At 71.9% G+C, this 23,445-nt stretch carries 16 protein-coding genes; 8 read left to right on the forward strand and 8 right to left on the reverse strand.

The genetic code is table 11. The features are described from left to right. Positions 1-2 precede the first annotated feature (2 nt). From OG534_RS16390 to OG534_RS16410, 5 genes are read right to left on the reverse strand one after another with little or no spacing between them, the layout of a single operon-like run. The gene (locus OG534_RS16390; RefSeq protein ID WP_326588796.1) at positions 3-4,676 is read right to left on the reverse strand and encodes a type I polyketide synthase; all 4,674 of its coding nucleotides are present in this window, start codon (positions 4,674-4,676) and stop codon (positions 3-5) included. After that, positions 4,673-6,538 (reverse strand): amino acid adenylation domain-containing protein, encoded by a 1,866-nt coding sequence (locus OG534_RS16395; protein ID WP_326588797.1) that lies wholly within the window; start codon positions 6,536-6,538, stop codon positions 4,673-4,675. The genes OG534_RS16390 and OG534_RS16395 overlap by 4 nt, the downstream gene beginning before the upstream one ends. Then, positions 6,528-8,255: a condensation domain-containing protein gene (locus tag OG534_RS16400; RefSeq protein ID WP_326588798.1), complete on the reverse strand. Its 1,728-nt coding sequence runs from the start codon at positions 8,253-8,255 to the stop codon at positions 6,528-6,530. The genes OG534_RS16395 and OG534_RS16400 overlap by 11 nt, the downstream gene beginning before the upstream one ends. Beyond that, positions 8,252-9,139: a thioesterase II family protein gene (locus tag OG534_RS16405; protein WP_326588799.1), complete on the reverse strand. Its 888-nt coding sequence runs from the start codon at positions 9,137-9,139 to the stop codon at positions 8,252-8,254. The genes OG534_RS16400 and OG534_RS16405 overlap by 4 nt, the downstream gene beginning before the upstream one ends. Continuing rightward, complete coding sequence (locus OG534_RS16410; RefSeq protein WP_326588800.1) at positions 9,139-9,738, reverse strand: NADPH-dependent FMN reductase; 600 nt, start codon at positions 9,736-9,738, stop codon at positions 9,139-9,141. Before OG534_RS16410 ends, OG534_RS16405 begins: the two co-directional genes overlap by 1 nt. A gap of 466 nt (positions 9,739-10,204) precedes the next feature. Between OG534_RS16410 and OG534_RS16415 the strand changes: the two genes are divergently transcribed. Continuing rightward, positions 10,205-11,239, forward strand: a complete 1,035-nt coding sequence (locus OG534_RS16415) for an aspartate-semialdehyde dehydrogenase (protein ID WP_326588801.1) — start codon at positions 10,205-10,207, stop codon at positions 11,237-11,239. A 56-nt stretch (positions 11,240-11,295) separates the two neighbouring features. On the opposite strand, the gene OG534_RS16420 is transcribed toward OG534_RS16415, so the two are convergent. Both OG534_RS16420 and OG534_RS16425 read right to left on the reverse strand, forming a co-directional pair. Further along, positions 11,296-12,201 (reverse strand): LysR family transcriptional regulator, encoded by a 906-nt coding sequence (locus tag OG534_RS16420; protein WP_326588802.1) that lies wholly within the window; start codon positions 12,199-12,201, stop codon positions 11,296-11,298. Positions 12,202-12,244: 43 nt separating this feature from the next. Next, a complete protein-coding gene (locus tag OG534_RS16425) occupies positions 12,245-12,412 on the reverse strand; it encodes a hypothetical protein (RefSeq protein WP_326588803.1) in 168 nt (55 codons plus the stop codon). Between the two features lie 169 nt (positions 12,413-12,581). Here OG534_RS16425 and OG534_RS16430 point away from each other — a divergent pair, with 169 nt between their 5' ends. After that, on the forward strand, positions 12,582-13,589 hold the full coding sequence (locus tag OG534_RS16430) for a helix-turn-helix transcriptional regulator (protein WP_326588804.1): 1,008 nt from the start codon (positions 12,582-12,584) through the stop codon (positions 13,587-13,589). Between the two features lie 32 nt (positions 13,590-13,621). Here OG534_RS16430 and OG534_RS16435 read toward each other — a convergent pair whose 3' ends face one another. Beyond that, on the reverse strand, positions 13,622-13,792 hold the full coding sequence (locus OG534_RS16435) for an MbtH family protein (protein ID WP_326588805.1): 171 nt from the start codon (positions 13,790-13,792) through the stop codon (positions 13,622-13,624). 240 nt (positions 13,793-14,032) lie between these two features. Here OG534_RS16435 and OG534_RS16440 point away from each other — a divergent pair, with 240 nt between their 5' ends. The 6 genes from OG534_RS16440 to OG534_RS16465 all read left to right on the forward strand — a co-directional run bounded on the left by OG534_RS16440 (position 14,033) and on the right by OG534_RS16465 (position 23,395). Next, the gene (locus tag OG534_RS16440; RefSeq protein ID WP_326588806.1) at positions 14,033-14,959 is read left to right on the forward strand and encodes a serine/threonine protein kinase; all 927 of its coding nucleotides are present in this window, start codon (positions 14,033-14,035) and stop codon (positions 14,957-14,959) included. 6 nt (positions 14,960-14,965) lie between these two features. After that, a complete protein-coding gene (locus tag OG534_RS16445) occupies positions 14,966-17,161 on the forward strand; it encodes a protein kinase domain-containing protein (RefSeq protein WP_326588807.1) in 2,196 nt (731 codons plus the stop codon). 23 nt (positions 17,162-17,184) lie between these two features. After that, positions 17,185-19,281, forward strand: a complete 2,097-nt coding sequence (locus OG534_RS16450) for a protein kinase domain-containing protein (protein WP_326588808.1) — start codon at positions 17,185-17,187, stop codon at positions 19,279-19,281. Positions 19,282-19,759: 478 nt separating this feature from the next. Continuing rightward, positions 19,760-20,023 carry a hypothetical protein gene (locus tag OG534_RS16455; protein WP_326588809.1) on the forward strand — a complete coding sequence of 88 codons (264 nt, stop codon included), beginning with the start codon at positions 19,760-19,762 and terminating at the stop codon, positions 20,021-20,023. Further along, a complete protein-coding gene (locus OG534_RS16460; protein WP_326588810.1) occupies positions 20,007-22,388 on the forward strand; it encodes a hypothetical protein in 2,382 nt (793 codons plus the stop codon). The genes OG534_RS16455 and OG534_RS16460 overlap by 17 nt, the downstream gene beginning before the upstream one ends. After that, positions 22,385-23,395, forward strand: a complete 1,011-nt coding sequence (locus tag OG534_RS16465; RefSeq protein WP_326588811.1) for a hypothetical protein — start codon at positions 22,385-22,387, stop codon at positions 23,393-23,395. Before OG534_RS16460 ends, OG534_RS16465 begins: the two co-directional genes overlap by 4 nt. Positions 23,396-23,445 lie beyond the last annotated feature (50 nt).

Genomic DNA, 23,445 nt, shown 5'->3' on the forward strand with positions numbered 1-23,445 from the left:
GGTCAGCTGTCACCCTTCAGCTTCTGCTCGGCCTCGGCGGCGGAGAGGGCTTCGACCTCGCGCAGCATCGCCTCGAACTCGTCCAGACCGATGGACTCGGCCTGGTGGGCGCGGATCGCTGCCGCGAGCCCCGGTACGGTCGGCGCCTCGAAGACGGCGCTCATCGGGAAGTCACCGTGCGCCTGGCGCAGCCGGCCCACGATCTGGATGGCGAACAGCGAGTTGCCGCCCAGGTCGTAGAAGTCGTCGTCCGGGCCGATCGGCGAGGCGCCGAGCATCTCCTGCCACACCCGGGCCACCGACTGGGCCAGCTCGTCGTCCGGCCACACCGTGGCGGGGTCCCAGTCACTGTCCTCGCCGCGGCCGCTGCCGAGGGCGTTGGTGAACGAGGCCGCGGTCATGCCCTGCTGATCGGCCAGGACGTCCTGGAAGTCGGCCCGGGACACCACCAGCTGGGGCAGGCCGGCGAACAGCGCGGCGCGGGCCAGCGCGAGGCCGTCGGCGACGGGGATGCCCTGGCTCAGGCGCAGCCGCTCGTACAGCTCGCGGACCTCGGGCAGTCCGGCCATCTGCAGCTCGAACCAGTCGTCCCACTCCCACTGCGACCAGTCGAGGGTGACGCTGTTGCGCCCCTCGGCGGAGCCGGCGGCGGCGAAGGCGTCCAGGAAGGCGGCGGCCGCGCAGTTGTCGGCCTGGCCGAAGCCGCCGACGATGCCGGTGGTGGCCGAGCCCGACAGGAAGAAGTCCAGGTCGTCGGAGGCGAGCAGCTCTTCGAGCAGCAGCGTGGAGCGCACCCGCGCCCCCAGTACGGTCTCGAAGTCGTCCCGCGACTTGAGCGCGACGAGTCCGGTGCCGCGGGCGTCCGCACAGTGCAGTACGCCGTCGACGGCGCCCAGCAGGGTGCGGGCCTCCTCGACGAGCAGCCGGGCCTGCTCCGGGTCGGCCAGGTCGGCCGTCCGGTAGGTGACGGCGCCGGGGCGGGCGGCGCGCAGCGCGGCGAGCCGCTCGGCGCGGGCGCGCTCGGCCCCGGCGGGCAGCGCGGCCCACTCCGCCTCGGCCGGGAACTGCGGGTCCCCGACGAGCACCAGGCGGGCGCCCGCCCCGGCGAGCTGCTCGGCGAAGCTCAGCCCGGCCTCGCCGGACGCGCCGGTGACCAGGTAGCCGGCGTCGGCCCGCCAGGCCTGCCCGACGGATACGGGGGCCGGCTCGACCGGCGCGAAGGCGCGGCGCAGCCGCTGGGCGCCCCGGTAGGCGACGAGGGCCTCGGTGCCGGGACCGGCCAGTTCGGCGGTGAGCTGCCGGGTCAGCCGGGTCCGCTCGGCGGTGTCCGCCGGCGGCAGTACGTCGATGCTCCGGCAGGTCAGCCAGGTGTACTCCTGCGGCAGGACGGTGACCGCCCCGTACAGGGCTGCCCGTTCGGGACGGGTCACGGCCGAGCCGTGCGCGTCCTGCAGCCGGTCGGTGAGGACGTCGACGCGCACCGGGGTGTCCGTGCCGCTCTCGCCGAGCGCCTGCGCCAGCGCGACCAGGCTGTGGAAGCCGGTGGCCAGACCGTCGGCGTAGCGGTCCTCCGCACCGGACGGACCGGTGCCGTCCGGACCGGTGACGGCCCAGGCGTGCACGATCCGGCCGGGGGTCAGCCCGTCCTGGCGCAGCTCCCCGAGGATGCGGCCCAGGTGCCCGGCGTCCGCCGGGTCGGCGTCGAAGCCGTGCTCGGAGGTGCGGGCGTACGCGACCGCCTTGGCCACGGTGGTGACGCTCTCGCCGCGCTCGCGCAGGGCGGCGACCAGGTCGCCGGTCAGCCCGCGCTCGTCGGCGAGGACCAGCCAGGTGGCCGGCCCGGTCTGCGCGGGGGCGGTCTGCGCGGGGGCAGTCTGCGCGGGGGCAGTCTGGGCGGAGGCGGCCTGCTCCGGAACGGTCTGCCCCGGAGCGGCGGCCAGCGGCGCGCGGTGCCAGACCGGCGCGTACGTCCAGCGCGCGCTGTCGGTGCGTACGCCGGTGGTCTTCGCCGGCTTGGGCAGCAGGAAGCTGCGCCCCTGGAAGGGGTAGGCGGGCAGCGGCACCCGGCGGCGCCCGCCGTCGGCGTGCAGGGCCGTCCAGTCGACTCCGACGCCGTGGCGCCACAGCTCGGCCAGGCCCTCGCGGACCGCCCGGCCCTCGGCGGGCGCCTCGGCCCCCGCGCGCGGCTTGCGCAGCAGGGTGACGACCGGGCCCGGCTCCGGGTGGGTCTTGACGAGACCGCCGAGCTGGCTGCCTGGACCGACCTCGACGAACACGGCGGGGCCGCGCTGGGCGAGGGCGGCGACGCCGTCGGAGAACCGGACGGGCCGGCGCGTGTGGGCGACCCAGTACGCCGGGTCGGTGGCCTGCTCCTCGGTGATCCAGGTGCCGGTGACGTTGGACAGGAAGGGGATCCTCGGCGCGTTCAGCGTGACCGAGCGCAGCACCTCCTCCAGACCGGGCAGGGCGGGCTCCACCAGCGCCGTGTGGAACGCGTGCGAGGTCTCCAGCTCGCGTACGGAGGCACCCTGCGCCTCCAGCACGCGGCGGGCCCCGGCGACCTCCTCGGGCGTGCCGGCGACCACGCAGGAGCCGGGCGCGTTGACCGCGGCGATCGTCGCGCGGCCGTCGAGCGCCCGGGTGAGCGCCTCCTCGTCGAGGAGCACCGACAGCATCCGGCCCGGCGCGAGGTCCTGCATCAGCCGGGCGCGGCGGGCGACGACGCGCAGGATGTCCTCCAGGCTGAACACCCCGGCCAGGCAGGCCGACACGTATTCGCCGAGGCTGTGACCGGTCATGGCGGCCGGTTCGACGCCCCAGGAGAGCAGGAGCTGCGCGGTGGCGTAGTCGAGGGAGAAGACGGTGGGCTGGGTGTAGAGGGTCTGCTTCAGCCGCTCACGGGTCTCCTCGCCGTCGGCGGCGAACGCCACCTCCCGGACGTCCCAGCCGAGGTGCGGCAGGAGAATCTCGGCGCAGCGGTCGAGGGCCGCGCGGAAGACGGGCTCGGTGCGGTACAGGTCCGCGCCCATGCCCGGGTACTGGGCGCCCTGGCCGGGGAAGAGGAACACCACGTCGGGTGTCCCCTCGCCCTGCCCTGCGGACACGGCGGGCCGGTCCTGGCGCAGCGCAGCAGCGGCGCCCTCCCGGCTGTCGGCCACCACGGCACGCCGGTACGGGAGTTCGGCGCGCCCCGACTGCAGGGTGTGGGCGGCGTCCGCGAGCCCGGCGCCGGTTCCGGTGAGCGCGGCCGCGAGGCGCTCGGCGGCGGCGTCGAGGGCCTCGGGGGTACGGGCCGACAGCGGCAGGACCTGCCAGTCGCCCTCCGTCCCGGGCTCCGCGGCGACGACGGGGACGACGACGGGGGCGGCCTCCAGGACCACGTGCGCGTTGGTGCCGCCGATGCCGAAGGCGCTCACACCGGCGCGCGGCGGGGTCGCCGTCCGCGGCCAGGGGGTGCCTTCGCCGGTGACCACGAACGGGCTCTTGTCCAGGGCGAGCCGCGGGTTGGGGGCGCGGAAGTGCGCGGTCGGCGGGATGAAGCGGTGCTCCAGGGCGAGCGCGGCCTTGATCAGGCCGGCCACGCCGGCGGCGGCGTCGAGGTGCCCGATGTTGGACTTCACCGAACCCAGGTGGACCGAGCCGGCGGCCGCGTCGGGACCGAACGCCTCGGTGAGCGCCTGCACCTCGATGGGGTCGCCGAGCGGGGTGGCGGTGCCGTGCGCCTCGACGTACTGGACGGTGCCGGGCTCGACTCCCGCGATGGCCAGCGCCTCGGCGATGACCTCGGCCTGGCCGTGCGGGGACGGCGCGGTGAAGCCGATCTTGGCGGCGCCGTCGTTGTTGACGGCCGAGCCGCGGATCACGGCGTGGATGTGGTCGCCGTCGGCGACCGCGTCCTCCAGGCGCTTGAGGACCACCAGGGCGACACCGTCGCCGGAGACCGTCCCGGAGGCGTCCGCGTCGAACGGGCGGCAGTGGCCGTCCGTCGAGAGGATCGCGCCCTCCTCGTAGCGGTAGCCGCGCGGCTCGAATTCGCGCACCGCGACACCGCCCGCGAGGGCGAGGTCGGACTCCCGGCCGAGCAGCGACTGCACGGCCAGGTGCACGCCGACCAGCGAGGAGGAGCAGGCGCTCTGCACGGTGAAGCTGGGCCCGGTCAGGCCGAGTTTGTAGGAGACGCGCAGCGCGAGCATGCCGGGGTCGTTGCCGAGCGCGACCTGGATCTCGTCGGAGATCCGGCCGTCGGCGCCGGCGTCGGCGATCCGCTCGCGCAGGTAGCCGCTGCCCGAGGTGCCGGCGAAGACACCGGTACGGCCCTCGAAGGTGCCCGCCGGGTACCCGGCGCGCTCCAGGGCCTGCCAGGCGGTCTCCAGCAGCAGCCGGTGCTGCGGGTCCATCAGTTCGGCCTCGGAGCGGGTCACGCCGAAGAACTCGGCGTCGAACCGGTCGAACCCCTCGACGGGGAAACCGGACTTCACGTAGGCCGGGTCGGCGAGCAGCCGCTGGGGCACGCCCGCCCCGGCGAGCTGCTCGTCGGAGTAGTCGGTGCGGCCCTCTTCGCCCGCCGCCACCATGCGCCACAGGGCGTCGACATCGCCGGCACCGGGGAAGCGGCCGCTCATCCCGATGATGGCCACGGACTGCTCCGGCAGCGGCAGATCCGCTTCGTACGTCATGCGTTCTCCCCGTGCGGGTGGGTGATGGACTGTGCGGCGAGCAGCTCTTCCAGGGCCGCCGCGAGTTCCCGGACCGTGGGCAGGTCGAAGAAGAGCCGCAGCGTCACGGCGACGCCGAACTGCTCCTTCGAGCGCGCCACGACCTGGGTCGCGAGCATCGAGTGCCCGCCGAGTTCGAAGAAGTCGTCGTCGAGGCCGACGCGGTCGACCGAGAGCACGTCGGCCCAGATCTCCGCGAGGGCCTTCTCCACCGGGGTGCCCGCGGCCTCGAAGTCGCCGCCCAGGTCGGGGCGTACGGCCTCGGGCGCGGGCAGGGCCCGCCGGTCGACCTTGCCGTTGAGGGTCAGCGGCAGGCGCTCCAGCGGAACGAAGACGTTCGGCAGCATGTACGCGGGCAGGGTGCGGCCCAGGTGCTCGCGCAGCTCGGTGGTGCCGTCGGCGAGGTCCGCCCCGCCGGACACCCAGTACGCGACCAGCCGCGGCTCGCCGACCGCGTCCTCGTCGACGATCACCACGCAGTCCCGGACGACCGGGTGGCGGGTCAGGGCGTTCTCGATCTCGCCGAGCTCGATGCGGTACCCGCGCACCTTGACCTGGTGGTCGAGCCGGCCGAGGTACTCGTGGTCGCCGTCCGCGCCCCGCCGCGCGCTGTCGCCCGAGCGGTAGCGGCGCGCGCCGGGCCCGGTGGCGTCCGGGTCGGGCAGGAAGCGCTCGGCGGTCAGCGAGGGCCGGCCCAGGTAGCCCCGGGCCACACCGGCGCCGCCGACGAACAGCTCGCCGGCCGCGCCGTCGGCCGCATCGAGCCCGTCGGCGGCCGCGACCTTCATCGTCCAGCCCTCGAAGGCGCCGCCGATCATGCTGCCGGCCCCGGCGTCGAGGTCGGCCGAGGTCATCCGCCGGTAGGTGGAGTGCACGGTGGTCTCGGTGATCCCGTACATGTTGACCAGCTCGGGCCGGTCCTCGCCGTGCCGGGCGATCCACGGCCGCAGCATCTCGGGCGGCAGCGCCTCGCCCGCGAAGACGACCAGCCGCAGCGCGTCGAGGGCGGCCGGTCCGGCGCCGGGCGGCTGCTCCTCCTCGTACCGCACCAGCTGCCGGAAGGCGGCCGGGGTCTGGTTGAGGACGGTGACCCGCTCGCGGTGCAGCAGCGCGTGGAACTCCTGCGGCGAGCGCCGGGTCTCCTCCGGTACGACGACGAGCCGGCCGCCGTGCAGCAGCGCGCCCCACATCTCCCACACCGACACGTCGAAGGCGGCGGAGGCGAACATCGACCAGACGTCGTCGGGGCCGAAGCCGAAGTGGCCCCGGGTGCCGGTGAGCAGCCCCGTCACGTTGCGGTGCTCGATCATGACGCCCTTGGGGGTGCCGGTCGAGCCGCTGGTGTAGATGACGTACGCGAGGCTGGCCGGGCCGGTGCCCGGATCCTCGGGCGCGGTGTCCGGGTGGGCGCTCAGGCCGGTGCCGCCGGGGCCGGTCACGACGGTGTGCGCGGCGGGCAGGCCGCGCCCGGCCCGGTCGGTGACCAGGACGGTCGCGCCGGCGTCGGCGAGCGTGAAGGCGATCCGCTCGTCCGGGCTCGCCGGGTCGAGCGGCACGTACGCGCCGCCCGCCTTGAGCACCGCGAGCAGCGCCGTCACCAGGGCGGTGGTGCGCTCCATGCAGACGGCGACCGGCACTTCGGGGCCGACGCCGAGGGAGCGCAGGTGGTGGGCGAGGCGGTTGGCGGAGCGGTCGAGTTCCCGGTAGGTCAGCCGGCCGTCGGTGCCGGTCACGGCGATCGCGTCGCCCCGTACCGACGCCTGCCGCCCGAACCAGGCGTCGATGGTGCCCGTCCCCGGGGCGGCCAGTGGGTCAGCGGTCACGGTGCGTGTTCCTCTCGGTGCCGGACACCCGGAAGCGGACCGCTGGAAGATCCAGCACCGGCCTGTCCGGGAAGGTGATGGCGTCGTGCAGCGTCTGTTCGTAGGCGGCCAGCAGCGCCGCCGGGGTCTCGGGCCCGAACAGGTCGGTGTCGTATTCGAGGGTCAGCGCGACACCCGCACCGCTCTCCTGCGCGTACAGGCTGAGGTCGTATTTCGCGGTGTCCTGCGGGCCCTTGAGGTCCAGCGAGCAGTGCTCCAGCCCGGCGAAGACCGGTACGGACTGCTCCTTGAGGAAGCTGAACATCACCCGGAACACCGGCAGGAAGTCGCGGCTGCGCCGGGACACCAGGGCCTCGACCAGCTTGTCGAAGGGCAGTTCCTGGTGCGCGGAGGCGTCGAGCAGCGCGGTGCGGGTGCGGGCGAGCAGTCCCCGGAAGGCCGGGTCCCCGCCGAGTCCGACGCGGACCGGGACCATGTTGATGAGGCAGCCGAGCAGTTCCTGGAGCTCGGGACGGGTGCGGCCCGCGACCGGGATGCCCACGGTGACGTCGTCGGTGCCGGACCAGCCCGCGAGCAGCGCCTGGAGGCCGGCGAGCAGCGTCATGTTGAGCGTTCCGCGCTCGGCCCGGCCGAACTCCCGCAGGCGGACCGTCAGTTCGGGCCCCAACTCGCGGGTGGCGACCGCGCCCCGGAAGGAGCGGTGCCGGGGCCGCGGGTGGTCGGTGGGCACGGCGAGGGCCTGCGGGTCGTCGCCGAGCACCGCCCGCCAGTGGGCGGTCAGGGCGTCGAGGACGTCGCCCTGGAGCCGGTCGCGCTGCCAGACGGCGTAGTCGGCGTACTGCAGCACGGGCGCGCCGCCCGCGACCGCGACCGCGCCCGCTCCAGCGCCCGCTCCGGCGCCCGCTCCAGCGCCCGCTCCAGCGCCCGCTCCGGCGTCCGCGTCGCCGTACAGCTCCCCCAGCTCCCGGAAGAAGATCTCGACGGACCAGCCGTCGATGGCGATGTGGTGGAACGTCACCACCAGGTGGTGCTCGTGGCCGCCGAGCCGCAGCAGGTGGGCCCGCAGCGGCAGGCCGGCGGCGAGGTCGAAGACGTGCGCGCCCACGGCGGCGGTGATGCGGGCCGCCTCGACCGCCGGATCGGCCGCGCCGGTCAGGTCGGTGTACGGGAGCGCGAACTCCCCGGGAGCGGCGACGGCCTGGTGCGGCACGCCGGACGCCGTCCGGTAGGTCGTACGCAGCACCTCGTGCCGGGCGACGAGCGCGGTCAGCGCCCGGCCGAGCCGGCCGTGGTCGAGGCCGCCGCACAGCCGCAGCACGGTCGGCACGTTGTAGAGCGTGGTGTCGGGGTCGATCTCCTGCATGAACCAGAGCCGCTGCTGGGCGAAGGACAGCGCGGGCCGCTCCGGCCGCGCCCCCGCCTGCGCCCCCGCCTGCGGGCCCGCCGGTCCGGCCGCCACCGGCCCGGCCGGCGCGTTCCTGGCCGCCATGGCGCCGCGCACCAGGCGGGCCATGCCGTCCAGGGTGGCCGCGGCGAGCAGCCCCTCGGGCTCGACGCGGGCGCCGAGCTCCTCGTCGATCCGGCCGGCGAGGACGCGTACCGCCTCCGGCCGGCCGCCGAGCGCGCGCCAGTCCGAGGCGAGCGTCACACCGGTGACGTCGAGGATCTCGGCCCACATCTGGGCGAGTTCCTCCTCCACGAATCCCATGACCGTCATACGAGTTGTGTCCCGGAGTGAGAGTGACGCACGGCGTCCTGGAGCAGTGCGAGGAACTTCGGCGGGTTGCCGCCGAAGTAGAAGTGGTCGCCCTCGAAGACGTGCACGTCGGCGTCCGCCGCCGTGTGGGTGCCCCACGCGCCGGCCTCGGCGAGCGGTACGTCGGGGTCGCCGTCGGCGACGAAGACCGTGACCGGGCAGCCGACCGCGCCACCCGCGTCGACCCGGTACTCCGCCAGGGCGCGCAGGTCGCCGCGGATGGCGGGGAGCACGAGCTGCAGCAGCTCCGGGTCCTGGCGCACTCCCTCACGGGTGCCGCCGAGGCCCATGATCCGGGCCAGCACGGCCTCGTCGGGCTCGGTCTCGGAGAGGCCGGAGGTCAGCCGGTCCGTGCGCACCGAAGGCGCCGAACTGGCCGAGGCGACGAGGACGTGGGGCGCGGTCCCCCCGGCCGCCTCCAGCCGCCGGGCGACCTCGAAGCCGATGAGCCCGCCCATGCTGTGCCCGAAGAAGGCCGGGCGCCGCGGCAGCCGGGGACGCAGGGCCTCGTACACGCCGTCCGCCAGCTCCGTCACGGACCCGGCGGGCTCCTCGAAGAGCCGGTTCTCGCGCCCGGGGTACTGGATGACGAGCATCTCGATGTCCGGGTCGAGCGCCGCCGACAGCTCGAAGTAGTAACTGGCCGACCCGCCCGCGTGCGGGAAGCAGACGAGGGTGTACCGGGCCGCCGGCTTCGGGTGGAAGCAGCGGATCCAGGGGGTGGGGGTGGGGACGGAGGCCGTCACGGCCCCGCGGCCGTCGGGGCCGTGGGCGTCATCGGGACAGTGGACTTCGTCGGGACAGTGGGCTTCGTCGGGACAGTGGCCGTCGTCGGCGCCGCTCATCAGGCGTGCACCGCCTCGGCCCGCAGCGCCCGGTGGGCCCGGCGCGCCTCCGCGAACTCGACGACCTGGCCGGCCATCGCGGTCAACTGCTGCTGGATGTGCGGGTCGGAGCACGCGCCGTCCGCGCCGAACCCGGCCGTCGCGCTGTTGAGCGCCACCCCCAGCGGGGTGGTCCAGCCGCGCAGGGCGTGCACGACGTCCCGGAGCGCGGCGAGCGTGGTCACGGCCCCCTGCCAGCCCATCCCGACGGACAGGCAGCCGACGGCCCGGTCCGAGAGGTAGGGCCGGGTGTCGTCCCGGAGTGCCTCGGTGTAGTCCAGGGCGTTCTTCAGCAGCCCGGACACCGTGCCGTGGTAGGCGGGGCTGGCCAGCACCACCCCGTCCGCCGAGGCCACCTCGGCGAGGAGCCGGCGCGCCTGCGGGGGGAAGCCCGCCACGCGCGGGTCGTAGAGCGGCATCACCAGGTCGGCGCCGCTGACGAGACTGACCTCCGCACCCCGCCGGGCGGCCTCCGCGAGCACCACCCGCAGCCCGAGCTCCGCGGTGGAGCCGGGTCGGGAGGACCCCCCGATTCCGACGACCTTCACGGCCTGCTGCATGAACTCCCCGTTTCGCGTGTTCCGGTCCGGAACCCCGGCTGCCCGTCCTTCCGGCGCTCTGGGTTCCCCCGTGGTCGATCTCCCCGGTCGATCAGGACCGGCCACAGCCTTTGCCAAGCCAACTTGCCGGTCAACGCCCGTTGTCCGGGGAGTTCCGATGGCCTCGTTCGGACATTCCGATGACGCTCGCGGCAGGGCCCGGGCCGCGCCGACGGCGTTGCGTCCCCCGTGCGCCAGGGCATCCGGAGCCGATCGTTCCCGCTGATGGGAGCCATCGGAGATGCCCGTCGCGGCACCCATTGCCGAGCTCCCCCCGATGCGCGGATGATCGAACCGGCGCCGATCGCGCACACCGCCCCACGCCGGGCTTCCGGCGCGTACTCGAACAGGGTCGTGTCCCGGAGCCGACGGCCCGCACGGCCGCCGGCCGTCCGTGTCCCCTGCCCTCCGCGGATCCGAGAAGCCCATGCCCCAGGTCGACGACCCCGCCGCCCCCCGCATCGCCGTCGTCGGGGCGACCGGCGCGGTGGGCGGTACCGTCCTCGAACTCATCGAGGACCGCCGTCTCCCGTACCGGCGACTGCACTTGGTGGCCTCCGCGCGCTCGGCCGGCCGTACGATCCGCGTCGACGGCCGCGACCACGGCGTCATCCCGCTCTCCCGGTTCGACTTCGGCACGGTCGACGCCGCGCTGTTCTGCGCCGGCACGCAGGTCAGCAGGGACTGGGTCCCGGTCGCCGTCGCGCACGGCGCGCTGGCCGTCGACAGCACCTCCGCCTTCCGGATGGACCCGGGCACCCCGCTGGTCGTCCCGCAGCTGAACGCGTCCGAGCTGGGCCGCCGGCCGGCCGGCGGGGTGATCGCGGTGCCCGGCGCCGCCACCGTGCCCGTGGTCCGCGTGGTGCGGGACGTGGAGCGCCGCTGGGGGATCCGCCGGATCGTCGTCAGTACGTACCAGGGCGCCTCGGGCGCCGGGCACGCCGGCATCGAGGAGCTCCAGGACGGCTCGCGCACGGTCCTGCAGGACCCGCAGGCCACCGTGCCCTCGGCGGAGTTCTCGCCCGCGCTGGCCTTCAACGTGCTGCCGGGCATCGGCGACCTCCTGGAGGACGGTTCGACCCGCCAGGAGCGGGAGTTGGCCGACGAGGTCCGCAAGGTCCTGGGGCTGCCCGGCATCGAGGTCACGGCGACCTGCGCCCGGGTCCCGATGGTCAGCGGGCACGGCGCGGCGGTGTGGGTGCAGTGCCGTGCGGCGGTGGACCGCGCCGAACTGGTGGCGCTGCTCCGGGCGTTGCCCGAGGTCACCGTCCACGACGGCGGCGGTGGTCCGACCCCGGCGGCGCTGGGCGACCCGGACCGGCTCCACGTGGGGCGGATCCGGGTCTCGGCCACCGCCCCGGACGGCTTCTGGCTCTGGCTGGCCACCGACAACCTCCGGGTCGGCGGCGCGCTGGACGCCGTACGGATCGTGGAGGAACTGCTGGCCCGGGGCGCCCTGTGAACACGGCCCCCGGCGGGCCCCGGCAGGCCCGCCGAGCCGCAGCGGTCCGGCAGGCCTCAGCAGGCCACCAGTGGCCGGTCCTGCTCGGCGAAGCGGACCATCCAGTCGATGAACACCCGCATCTCGCGCGTGAGGTGGCGCCCGTACCGCCACGCGATCTGCGTGTACACCTCGAACGGAGCCGTCCAGTCGAGCACGGTCAGCGACTGCGCCTCGACCTCGGCGGCCACCGCCATCGCGGGCAGCACGCTGACGCCGAGCCCGGCCGAGACCCCGCGCTTGATCGACTCGATGTTGCCGAACTGCAGCAGCGGTACGGGGTGCTCGGCCCCGCTGTTGAGCTCCGCCTCGAACATCGCCCCGTACGAGCAGCCCGCCTCCGGCGCCAGGATCGGCACCGCGCGCAGGTCGCCGGTCGAGACGTTGCGGGCGCCCGCCAGGACGTGGTCCGGGGCGGCGACCGCGACCAGCGGCTCGGAGCCGAGGACCTCGGTCCGGACCCCCGGGTGCTCCGTCTCGGCCTCCATGAGGAAACCCAGGTCGAAGGTGCCCTGCCGCAGCGCCTCGCAGGTGTCCCGGCACAGGCTGGGCCGCAGGGCGAGCTGGAGCTGCGGGTAGCGGTGGTGGAAGTACTCCAGGACCGGGGGCATCCGGTAGGAGGTGAAGCTCTCCATCGTGCCGATCGTGAGGACCCCCGACGGCTCGGCCAGGCCGGTGGTCCGGTCCCGGGCCTCGTCGACCAGGGAGAGGATCTGCTCGGCGTACGGAACGAGGCGTTCACCGGCCGGAGTCAGCCGGATCCGCCCCCGCAGCCGCTCGAACAGTTCCACCCCCAGCGCCACCTCCAGGCCTTTGACCTGGGCGGTGACGCTGGACTGCGCGTACTTCAGATCGGCCGCGGCGCGGGTGAAGCTGAGCAGCGTCGCGACCCGGTGGAAGGTGGTGAGCTGCTTCAGGTCCATGCGCTGTCCCGGCGGCGCGCCGTCCCCGTGCTGGCGGCGGTGGTCACTGCCAGCCCATGTCCGTCTTCTGGGCGTCCACGACCGGCGTGGCGGGCGCCTCGGCGACCTGCGGCGCCTCGGTCGCGGCGGCCTGTGCGGCGGCGGGCGCGATCAGCACGGCGGCGCCCATGGCGATGGTTGTGGCTGCCTTGACCATACGAATGCGAAGCATGAAAAGAATTCCCCCTGTGACTGCGCGTTTCCTTGCAGCCACAGCATCACCACGGTCACACGCCCGGCAAAGGGTTTCCGGGTGGCCAGATTGGGCCCTGACCCAATCTGTCCAGCCGGGCCCTTGTCAGACGCAACAGGGATAATGGCTGCTGATGGATGGGGGGCCGATGCTCGAAGTACTGGGACTGGACAAACCGACCGAGGCTGTTTACCGGGCGATGTTGAGCCGCCCCCGGGACGACGCCCAGGCCCTGGCCGCGCGGCTCGGCATCTCCGAGGAGGCCGTCCGCGAGGCGTGGGACCGGCTGGCCGGGCTCTCCCTCGTGCAGTACCCCGCCGACGGCCCGACCGGCTCCGCCGCCCCGCCCCGCGCGGTCAGCCCGGAGGTCGGCCTCGAATACCTGCTGGCCCGGCGGCAGGCCGAGTTCGCCCGGGAGAGCCAGCGCATCGCCGGCGCCCGGGCGGTGGCCCGGCAGCTGATCTCCGAGTACGAGGACCTGCGCCCGGTCGGGGCGCCGGTCAGCGTGGAGCACCTCGCCGACGTCGACGAGGTCCGCACCCGCCTCGCGGTGCTCACCGAGAACGTCCGGACCGAGGTGATGGTCTTCGCCCCCGGCGGGGCGCAGACGGAGGCCAACATGGCCGCCTCCCGCCCGCTCAACGAGCGGCTGCTCGGCCGGGGCGTCACCATGCGGACGATCTACCTGGACAGCGTCCGCAACAACCCGGCCAGCGAGGCGCACGCCAAATGGCTGACGGAGCTGGGCGGCCAGGTCCGCACCGTCGCCGTGCTGCCGCTCCGGATGACCATCGTGGACCGTACGACCGCCGTGCTCCCCGTCAACAGCGAGGACAGCGGCCAGGGCGCGGTCGCCCTCACCGGCCAGGGCACGCTCACCGCCCTGTGCACCCTCTTCGAGACGGTGTGGGAGAACGCCCGCCCGCTGGGCCAGGCCCCCCGCCGCGACGAGGGCGAACTGGACCACCAGGAGGCGGCCACCCTGCGCCTGCTCGCCGAGGGCCACACCGACGAGGGCATCGCCAAGCGCCTCGGCGTCTCCCACCGCACGGCCCGCCGCATCGCCACGGTCCTGATGGAGCGCCTGGGCGCCCGAAGCCGCTTCGAGGCCGGCGCCCGGGCGGTCCAGCGCGGCTGGCTCCCGCCGGACGCGTAGCCCGTCACCGGACACGGACGCCGGACCGAGTCCTAGCGCACGCTCAGCGGCCGCTGGTCCGTCCACACCTCGTCGATGTGCGCGAGGCACTCCTCCTTGGTCCCGGCCACACCCGCGTCCCGCCAGCCCAGGGGCAGTTCACGTCCCTCGGCCCAGATCGAGTACTGCTCTTCCCCGTTGACGACAACGGTGAACCGTCCCACGCCGCACCTCCACGTACGTGCCGGCCCGACAGCCCGGCTACCTCATTGCGGGCCCAGCCTGTTCCGCCCACCCCCGCACCACAACACCCACCCCATACCGGCTCCCGAACTCCACAATCGCCCCAGCCGATCGCCCCGTCCCGAGCCCCGGAACCCACGCCCCCGTGCCACCTCCCTCCGTCCCGCACCAGTGCGCGAGTAGGGTTGTCCTGGCTCATCACGGACCGGGGGAGAACGCGCATGGAACGGCTGCGCCATGACGACCCTCCGCACACCGGGCCCCACATCACCCTGGCCCGGCTCGACGCGGAGTCCGAACAGGCCGTTCCCGCGCGCCGCTTCATCGCCCGCAGCGCCGACGGCGACCGCACGTTCCTCGCCTTCCTCCCGCGCACCGACGTCGACCCGACCCGCTGGGCGATCGAGGCGGAGGGTGCCCGTCGGCTCTCGATACCGGGATTCCTTCCGGTCGGGGAGGTCGGCGGCACGGCGGACCTCCCCTGGTACACGGCGCCGTACGTCCCCGCCCTCCCGCTCCCCGCCGCCCTGCGCGCTCACGGCGGTCCGCTGCCGGAGCCGGTCGTACGAGCCCTGGGCGCTTCCCTCGCCCGGACGCTGTCCACCGCCCACGCCCTCGGCGTGACGCACGCCGGCCTCTCCCCCGCCGCCGTACTGCTCACCACCGAAGGCGCCCGCCTGGGCTGCTTCGGGGCGGTACGGGCCGCGGCCCCGGACGGCATGCGGCGCAGCGGCCTGCCCGGCCTCGACTCCGGCAGCCTCGCGCCGGAACAAGCGGCCGGTGGACGGCCGCGCCCGCTGGGCGACGTGTACGCCCTGGGGGCGGTGCTCGCCTACGCGGGAACCGGCCACACCGTCCCCGAACGCGACGAACTTCCCCCCTTCCTCCGCGAACTGATCATGGCCTGCCTCTCCCGCGATCCCGAGCGGCGTCCGCAGGCGCACCAGGTCCTCACCCACCTGGAGTCACACCTGGAGGCACGCCCGGTGTCACACCCGGAGCCGGCCGCACCCACGGCGGCACATCAGGCCACCGTCCTGGACACGGCCGCCCCGATCCCCCTGCCGGCGCCCGTGGTCGCCGCGCTCGCACGCCAGTCGGCGCAGGTCCTCGCGGCCGAACTCCCCGCTCCCGCTCCCCTGGACTGACGGCTGATGCTCTCCCCCCTGACCCACGACGACCCGCACCGGCTCGGCCCGTACCGCCTCATCGCCCGCCTGGGCAGCGGCGGCATGGGCACCGTCTACCTCGCCCGCTCGGCCACCGGCCGTACGGCGGCGCTGAAGACGATGCATGCCCGCATCGCCACCGACCCCGCCACCCGCACCCGCTTCCGCCTGGAAGTGGACGCGGCCCGCGTCATCGGCTCCGTCCACGGCGCCCAGGTCTTCGACGCCGACCCGCTCGCCGAAACTCCCTGGCTGGCCACCGAGTACGTCCTCGGCCCACCCCTCGACGACGCCGTCTCCCTCGCGGGACCCCTCCCCGAGCCCGCGGTACGCGCGCTCGGAGCCCTGCTCTGTGCGGCTCTGGCCCAGCTCCACGCCTCGGACGTCGTCCACCGCGACCTCAAACCCTCCAACATCATGATCACGGCAGACGGCCCCAAAGTCATCGACTTCGGCATCGCCCGAGCCATCGGCGACGACCGCCTCACCCGCACCGGTACCGCCGCCGGCACGCCCGCCTTCATGTCCCCCGAGCAGGCGACCGGCCGGGAACACACCCCTGCGGGAGACGTCTTCGCACTCGCCGGCGTCCTCACCTACGCGGCCACCGGCCACGGCCCCTTCGGCACCGGACAGCACGCCGACCTCATCTACCGCGTCCGCTACGCCGACCCCGACCTCACCGGAGTCCCCCCGGCCCTGCTCCCGATCCTGACCCGCTGCCTCGGCAAGAACCCGGCCGACCGCCCCGACACCACCGAACTCGCCGCCCAGCTGCACCCCGGGCGGGGCGGCGGCTTCGCCGGCCATCTCCCCGAGCCCCTGCTCATGGAGATCGCCCGCCGCGCCGGTGGCGTCTGGCAGGCCCGGCCCCACCGCCTCCCGGCCCCACCGGGACACGACCTCGCCGCAACCTTCCCGAGCGGCAACCCGTCCGCCCCGTTCACCCCGTCCGTCCTGTCCCGCCGCAAGCTCCTGACCCTCGGCGGGAGTTCCGTACTCGGAGCGGCGGCGGTCGGAGCCGGCGTCTGGGCCTGGGCCTGGCCGGGCCGTCCGAAGCCGCCCGCCGCCTCCTCGAAGGAACCGGCGTGGGACCTGCTCTGGCAGGTCCAGAAGGCCGGCTCCGCCGACCCCCTCATTCCCCCCGCGCCGCTCGTCCTGGACGGACTGCTCCTCGTGGGCGAGTACGGCGTACAGGGCCTGGATCCCGCGACCGGAGCGGCGAAGTGGTCGGACCCCCAGGTCTACTTCATGCGCCGGACCGCCACGGACGGCAAGCAGATCTACGCCGCCGACTACACCCTGGAAGAGACCGATCCCCTCCGCGTTTCGGCGGTCGATCCGGCCACCGGAGACCTCAAGGCCCCGTTCAGTGAACTCAAAGACCTGAGAGCGATCCTCTACGGAACCCAGCTGCTCTGCGCGGCGGGTGATGCCGTCTACCTGGCGGGAGGCCGGGGCCCTCACATGCCCACCGGTTTCGCCAAGGGCCAGACATGGTTCCTGCTGGGCATCGACACCCGTTCGGGCGGCAAACTCTGGGAGGTCCCGCTCCCCGCTCGACCGGACAAGTCCGAGCGCCTGCACTTCCTGTCCGCACAGGCCGTGGGTGAGTACCTGGTCCTCGTCCAGCAGTCCGCGGACGGAGAACCGCGCCTCGTCGTACACAACGCACGGACGGGCAAAGCGCTGTGGGACCGGCCGCTGAGCGGCAGGCAGTCGGCTCTCAGCCGGGCCCGGGTGGCCGTGGACGGCCGCCACGTGTACCCGTCGGCGGGTGAACTCGTCGCGCTGGGCCTGGCCGACGGCAAGCCGGCCTGGCGTTTCGAAGGGGCGACGCCGGGGGCGCGGTTCAGCCCGCCGGCCGTCAAGGACGGTGTGGTGTACGCGGTGGAGGAAGGCCGCGGCATGGTCGCCCTCGACGCCACGAGCGGGGCACTGCGGTGGGCGGAGAAGAGCCGCGAGGTCCCGGCCGAGGACCTCGACACCCCGCCCACAGTCGGGATCGCGCAGGTGTACGTGTACAGCAAGGCCTCGTCCGGGCTGCTGGCCGCGGACCTGCGGACCGGCGCCGTGACCCGTCCCTTCAAAGCCGCCAAGGCGCGGTACTTCGCCCACGCGTCCGCCGGGCGGCTCATCGCCATCGGCGACGAATACGTCGCCGCGTACCCCCTCGCTTGAACTCACGGAAAGCCTCACACGCAATGAAGCCCCTGGAATCCGGAGACCCGATCCGACTGGGTCCGTACCGCATCCTCGCCGTGCTCGGCGAAGGAGGCATGGGCAAGGTCTACGTCGGTCAGGACGGCGAGGGGCACGCCGCCGCCGTGAAGGTGCTGCACCCCCACCTGACGCACGACCAGAACCTCACGCAGCGATTCGTCCGCGAGGCCCAGATGGCCAGGGCGGTCGCCGGCGGGTCCGTGGCCCGCGTCCTGGACGCCCGAACGGAGGGCGGGCGTCCGTGGATCGCCACCGAATTCCTGACCGGGCCGACGCTCGCGGATGCCGTCCGCTCCCACGGGCCGTTCGACGAACCGACGGTACGGGCCCTGGCGGCGGCGCTCGCCCACGCGCTCCGCGACATCCACGCCACCGGTCTCGTCCACCGGGACCTGAAGCCCGCCAACATCGTGCTCACCGCGACCGGCCCCCGCGTCATCGACTTCGGCATCGCCCGCCCCGAGCACGGCCTCACCCTCACCACCACCGGCCAGGTCCCGGTCACCCCCGGCTACGGCGCGCCCGAGCAGGTCGTCGGGCAGCGCGTCGGTCCACCGGCCGACGTCTTCTCCCTGGGCGCGGTCCTGGTGTTCGCGGCGAGCGGGCAGCAGGCGTACGAGGGTTCGCACGTCGCCGCCGTGCAGTACGAGGTCGTCCACGGCGAGCCGCGCCTGGACCGTGTACCGCCCGCGCTCCAGCCGTTGATCGGCCCGTGCCTCGCCAAGGACCCGGCGTCGCGGCCGCTGCCCGACCAGATCATCCAGTACTTCGCCCCGCCCCGAGGCGCCGAACGCGCCTGGCGGCGGGGGTCGATCGCGCAGGACATCGCGACCCGCGAACACAGCCTGCACCGGCTGACCACGGTGCCGGGCGCGGTCGCACCGCGTGCCGTCTCACGTCGCCGCCTGCTGACGGGCCTCGCCGTCGGAGGATCCGTGCTCGCGGTCGGCGGCGGCGCCGCGTGGTGGATCGGGAAGGGGAACCACCTCGGCCCCTTCGACATCCCTCCGGCCGTACAGACCCCGCAGGCCCGCGTCCTGGACCCGAAGAAGGGCGACTACGTCCTCGGCTCGGCCCCCGAGCCGCTCTGGAGCGTCGCCTCGGCGCTCGCGGACAACTCGCCCGCGCCCCTGCCCGTACGGGACGTCGTCATCGTGGGAGCGCCGAAGGGCGGCATCGCCGCGCGCAGTGTCGTCGACGGCTCACTCCGGTGGTCGGCGCCGGGGACGGTGGCCGGCAACCGCTACCTGTCCCTCTCCGACCGGCTGGTGGCGGCCACCGACCGGAACGGCACCCTCGTCACCTTCGTCGCCTCGACCGGCCGGCCCAAGTGGACGTCTCCCGCGGAGGCCGCCTCCCTCCTCGCGGCGGACGACGAAGCCGTCTATCTGATCACCAAGGACGGGCGGGTGCGCAGCATCGGCCGCTCCGATGCCAGGATCCGCTGGACCGTCGGCGTCGGCGCGAACCTCGGCTCGGAGGCCGGGTCGCGCGGCGTGGCGGCCCACGGCCGGCTGGTCATCGCGGCGGCGGACGGGGCCGTCGTCGCCCTCGACACGACGGACGGCCGCACGGCATGGGACCGCCGCGAACAGTCCGCCGACGGCCGGGCCAAGCTCGCCGTGTCGGAACGCTCCCTGTGCATCACCGGAAAGAACCTCTCCGTCCTCGACATCGTCGACGGCAAGGACCTCTGGTCGGCCGAGAACCCCAAACCGCCGAACGGCGGCGCGGTCTCCTGGGGCCCGCCGACCATCCACGGCAACCACGTGTACGCGACGGTGCTGCGATTCCCCCTCCGCTACGACCTCCGGAACGGCCACGGAACCGACTGGGCCTTCGCAGGTCTCCTCGAATGCGACCCGCCCAGCCCGCTCGTCGTACAGGGAAACGGCCTCTGGTCGGTCACCGTCAGCCGGACACAATCAGGCATGAACGTCGTCGACCTCTCGCCCGAGAACCGGCCGCCGTGGGTGTTCCCCATCATCAAGACCCCCGACCGCTACTGGATCACGGCCGACGCGAACCGCGTCTTCTTCCTGGACGGCACGACACTCGGCGCCCTGCCCGTGTTCTGACCCACCGAGCCCCGACCTGCCGAACCATCAGAAGCCCCCGCACAGAGAAGGCCGGGTCGACGACGCCCGACCCGGCCTTCACACGCACCTTCCTGGGCCGTGACCCAGGAAATAGCAAAACCCCCAGGTCACGGCGAGTGAGTCCTGGGGGTTCTACAGAGCCGCCTTCGGGATTCGAACCCGAGACCTACGCATTACGAGGCCCCACAAGATCATCCCTGCTGGTGCCGGTCCGTGCCACGGAATCCCGTTTCCCCAGGTCAGCAAGGCGCAGCCTGGCACCCGCGTGCCGACCAATCCACCCTGTGCCACCCCGTCCGCTCACGCACCGCTCACGCGCAATCGGCAGGGACCTCAGCCAGGCAGCACGAGCTCGGATACCGGCACCACGCTGGCGGGACCGCAAGACACCTCGAAGGCGCCCCGGCTATCGGGTAGTTGGCGCAGCCTCACTGATGTCCATGCCTCCATCCCAACCATGCACAAGCTCGATAGAATGCGTGATCACACACGGCAAGATGATCAAGCTGGGGGGCGCGTGCTGGTGCCGGACTCTGGACTGCAAATGCTGAACGTGATGCGCGAGGTGGAGGCGGCCTCGCATGTGGACCCGACATCTCCCCCTGCGAATCCCGCAGCCTCCGTCCCGATCGACCTTCGGATCCTGGAATCCCTGGCAAAGGAGCCGTTCGACATGGAGGCCATGCTCGAGAGGCTGGTGCGCAATGCAAATCAAGATTGAAGCGGAGTGCCGCCGCGGCCTGCGCATCATCGAGGAGATCCCCGACCTTCCGCTTTGTAGAATCGAGGGCTACAACGGAATTGGCAAGACCAACGCCATCAAGCTTCTTCGACTCTGCGCCGGGGAACAGCCATTCGCAGGACAGGACGCTTCATGGCGGACGTTTCGGGAGCAGCTGACCCGAGCGCGGGTAACGGTCACAGGACTTAATGAAGCAAGCGAGATCGAATGGCTGGTTGAGCCGCATCGTTGGCCATCCAAAGCAGAGCCGCCCGGAGAGCTGCTGGGAGCCATCAGAATTTCCGGCCATACAGCGCGCCCCCGCGATATCCAATCTCTCTTCCAGGTCTATCACGTACTCGCAGCCAAGACTCCGGTCAGCGTACTTGCGAGTCAGATTCAGAATGCCCGCGACCACATTCAGGATTGGGATTCTGCGAGCGGGCGGAGCCGGCAGGCTCAACTCGACGATATTCTGGGCGACCTAAAAACGCTTATCGGAGACTGTGCGCCCGCAAAACTGGCCGCCGAGTTCACCGCCGCAAGAGAGGCCAAGGCTCGCGCAGATGAGCTCGCTTTGCAGGCCCAGAGATTGCAGAAACGAGTTGCACTCCTTGACCAGGCTGTGGATACAGCAGAGCATCTGGCGCAGGTCCAAGGACGCGGGCCTGAGATGCAGGAAAAACTTGTCCAATTGCAGGAAAGACTAGACGAACTAGACCGAAAGAAGGAGCAGCTCAACAAACAAATCTCCGAGGCCAGTGCTCGAGAGCATAAAGACAGGCAAGCAGAGCGCGAGTTCGACAACGCTCAGAAGTATCTTGGACGATGCGACAGAGCACTTCGCGATGCGGACTCCACACTCGAGAAGCTGGCGGCCTTCGCAGACGTTGCACCGCATCGTGACGCAGTAGACACTCTGCAGAACAAGGTCGGGGCAAAGCTGACCGAGCTGACAGAACTCCGCCCGCGGGTTCACTCGGCACCTCTTGTCATAGACGTGCTAAATGATCTCGCCTTCCTCTTGGAGCAAGCCGAAGGCAACGACCTGGGTGCCGAGGTTCTGTTCGACTCCGTTGACGGAAGACTCGGATGGACCATCACTGACTGGAAGGAAACCTGCCTGCAGCGGGCGGCGTCCTTGCGTGAGCGGGCTCCGTCTGCAGACGCCGAAGAACTGGGCCGAGAGATCGAGCACACTCGCAATCGCCTGGACGCCCTGTCCCAAATGTCGGATGCACTCGATCAAGTAGATCAAGCTCGCCTCAAACACGCTGGGGCGCAGGAGCGGCTGCGCGCGGCGGCAGGCGCCCTGCCTGAGCAGACTGCGCGCACACTCGAAGAGCTGATTGAGGCCCGCGATTCATTGGATCAGCAGGGTCGGGACGTGCAGGCCGAGCACATCCGCCTCACCCAGGTATACGCCTTGCTGGGCGGGGGACTCAGCGAAGAGATGCTTGCAGCAGAACTCGACAGATTGTGCACCGACGCGGACGTAGACGCCGCACGTGTACGCGGCCGTCGAGATCGCGAACGTGTTGAGCGCGATGAGATCCAGCGCAAGGAGGCGCAAGCTGCTCAACAGGCTGAGTTCTCACAGCAGCAAGCTGATAAGCGATCCACTCACATTTCCCGCATCGTACAGGAACTGGTAACGAGGGATGAATTTTCCTGGTTGCGCCGGGCAGTGCCCTCGATTGAATCTCTGCGTGAAGCGTCAATTGAGACGCAAGCCGAGACTCTCGACGGGATTTCCGTGCAGCTGGAGAAGGGCCGGGGCCTTCTGGAGCGCACATTCACGACTGTGCGTGGCGTTGGATCGGCCTTGGGTTCCCTTGCTACCGAACTGGATCTCGACCGCCATATTTCAGTTGACCACCAACGCAACCCATTCGACGCAGCGACGCGCTGGTGGCTGGCAGCAGAAGTACGACGATGGTTCGCCGATGACCTCGTGCGCCAAGCTCTATTCGACGGGGGCGATGACATCCGCCTCGACGCGAACAACATGAACGTCTTCTGGACGGTTGAAGGTGAGACGCGTCAGCGCTCGCTATCAGCGTTCTCCAGCGGACAGCAAGCCTTTGCATTCACCCAGGCGCAGGTTGCCCAGCTGGACCGTGAGGAGTCGCCGGCCGCGAATAGGCTGATCGCCCTCGATGAATTTGGCGCCTTCCTAGACAGTACGCGCATGTCAGGACTCGCCCAGTACCTCACCGATCGGCCGAATGGGTCGAGTAGGGATCAGGTCGTCGTCATCCTCCCCCACATGCCGCATCAGTCCGCCCATACCGACCAAGCGAGTATTGCTAGGATCGAAGACTTGGAGCGGCGCGGTTATTTTGCGGAGGCTCTGCGACCGTGAAACAACAGGCCGCAACCGGTCAGAACCGCGAAATTTTCGGGGTTCCTGCCGTCATGACAGCCTCCGAGTGTACTGCCTTGATTCGCGATCTCACCCAACTATGGTCCTTGACTTACAATCAAGAAATCGGCGACGTGGAGGGCGATATCGAGCTCTGTCGTCGCTTCTTCGATCCCCTAGCCAGGGGCCACAGTCTGCGTGAACGCCTGTCGCAGCTGCCGGTCACACCTGCAGAACTGCTTCGCCCCAAGCGGCGAGACCCCCTCGTAGTCGACACCGGTGAGAACACTCTGATCGTGGGCGTCGAAGCGCGCATTCTGCTTGCGCTGCTTGATGGTCTCGATCTCGAAGAGAATTACTTGGTCCTGCCCCCTCGCGATGTCGCAGCTGCAGAAAGCCAGGCCTTGGCGGTCTACCAGCGATGGAGTCGCGCGCGCCTGGACCAGGTCATCGCCCTGCGGAGTGGCCAAGGTCGCGAAGTTATGCAGGCAATCTCCGTTGGCTTGATCATGGCACTGCTTATCAACCGATCCGATGAGCCCGAACGCGCTGTCGTGCGTTGGGACAGGGGCACGCTGGAGGGGCAGCGTGTCGATACTGCAATCCACGCAGGAGCTGAGCAATTCGCGGGAGCCATCACCAAGCACCGCAGCAAGAGGTCCGTGGGGGAGCAAAGGCTGAAGGGCGGATACGCGCTGAGCGAGGCCCGTCGCAGACTGGCCCATCGCGTTGTGGTCATTCCTGATCAGCCCGATGGCGGGGAGCTTCTCTACATCCCTGCAAAATACAAGACCGAGGTCGTTGCGTTTCTTGGAAAGGATCTCGCGCGACGCCCCGGACTTACGGAAGGGCTGCTGTCGATGGCATTCGACCAGCTCGTGGAGGAATTTCGGGCAGTTGCCGGAAGACTCGCCCACGAGTCGATGGTGTTTGAGCGCTCGGCTGACACCCGAGCCGTGAAGGAAAGCCTACTTCTCGAATTTGTGCGTGCTCGACACGGCGCGTAGTGCAAGTCCGGGATCGAGTGAGCTTCCGCTTCGGCCCACTCGCTCCCGGA

The organism is Streptomyces sp. NBC_01294, from assembly GCF_035917235.1.
Taxonomy (GTDB): Bacteria; Actinomycetota; Actinomycetes; order Streptomycetales; family Streptomycetaceae; genus Streptomyces; species Streptomyces caledonius.

Excerpts from the sequence above, each read along its gene's own strand:
- OG534_RS16440 (WP_326588806.1), top strand. The coding sequence starts at position 14,033 with ATGGAACGGCTGCGCCATGACGACCCTCCGCACACCGGGCCCCACATC.
- OG534_RS16415 (WP_326588801.1), top strand. The coding sequence starts at position 10,205 with ATGCCCCAGGTCGACGACCCCGCCGCCCCCCGCATCGCCGTCGTCGGG.
- OG534_RS16445 (WP_326588807.1), top strand. The coding sequence starts at position 14,966 with ATGCTCTCCCCCCTGACCCACGACGACCCGCACCGGCTCGGCCCGTAC.
- OG534_RS16405 (WP_326588799.1), bottom strand. The coding sequence starts at position 9,139 with ATGAGCGGCGCCGACGACGGCCACTGTCCCGACGAAGCCCACTGTCCC.
- OG534_RS16425 (WP_326588803.1), bottom strand. The coding sequence starts at position 12,412 with ATGCTTCGCATTCGTATGGTCAAGGCAGCCACAACCATCGCCATGGGC.
- OG534_RS16450 (WP_326588808.1), top strand. The coding sequence starts at position 17,185 with ATGAAGCCCCTGGAATCCGGAGACCCGATCCGACTGGGTCCGTACCGC.
- OG534_RS16460 (WP_326588810.1), top strand. The coding sequence starts at position 20,007 with ATGCAAATCAAGATTGAAGCGGAGTGCCGCCGCGGCCTGCGCATCATC.
- OG534_RS16400 (WP_326588798.1), bottom strand. The coding sequence starts at position 8,255 with ATGACGGTCATGGGATTCGTGGAGGAGGAACTCGCCCAGATGTGGGCC.
- OG534_RS16410 (WP_326588800.1), bottom strand. The coding sequence starts at position 9,738 with ATGCAGCAGGCCGTGAAGGTCGTCGGAATCGGGGGGTCCTCCCGACCC.
- OG534_RS16390 (WP_326588796.1), bottom strand. The coding sequence starts at position 4,676 with ATGACGTACGAAGCGGATCTGCCGCTGCCGGAGCAGTCCGTGGCCATC.
- OG534_RS16430 (WP_326588804.1), top strand. The coding sequence starts at position 12,582 with ATGCTCGAAGTACTGGGACTGGACAAACCGACCGAGGCTGTTTACCGG.
- OG534_RS16455 (WP_326588809.1), top strand. The coding sequence starts at position 19,760 with ATGCACAAGCTCGATAGAATGCGTGATCACACACGGCAAGATGATCAA.
- OG534_RS16420 (WP_326588802.1), bottom strand. The coding sequence starts at position 12,201 with ATGGACCTGAAGCAGCTCACCACCTTCCACCGGGTCGCGACGCTGCTC.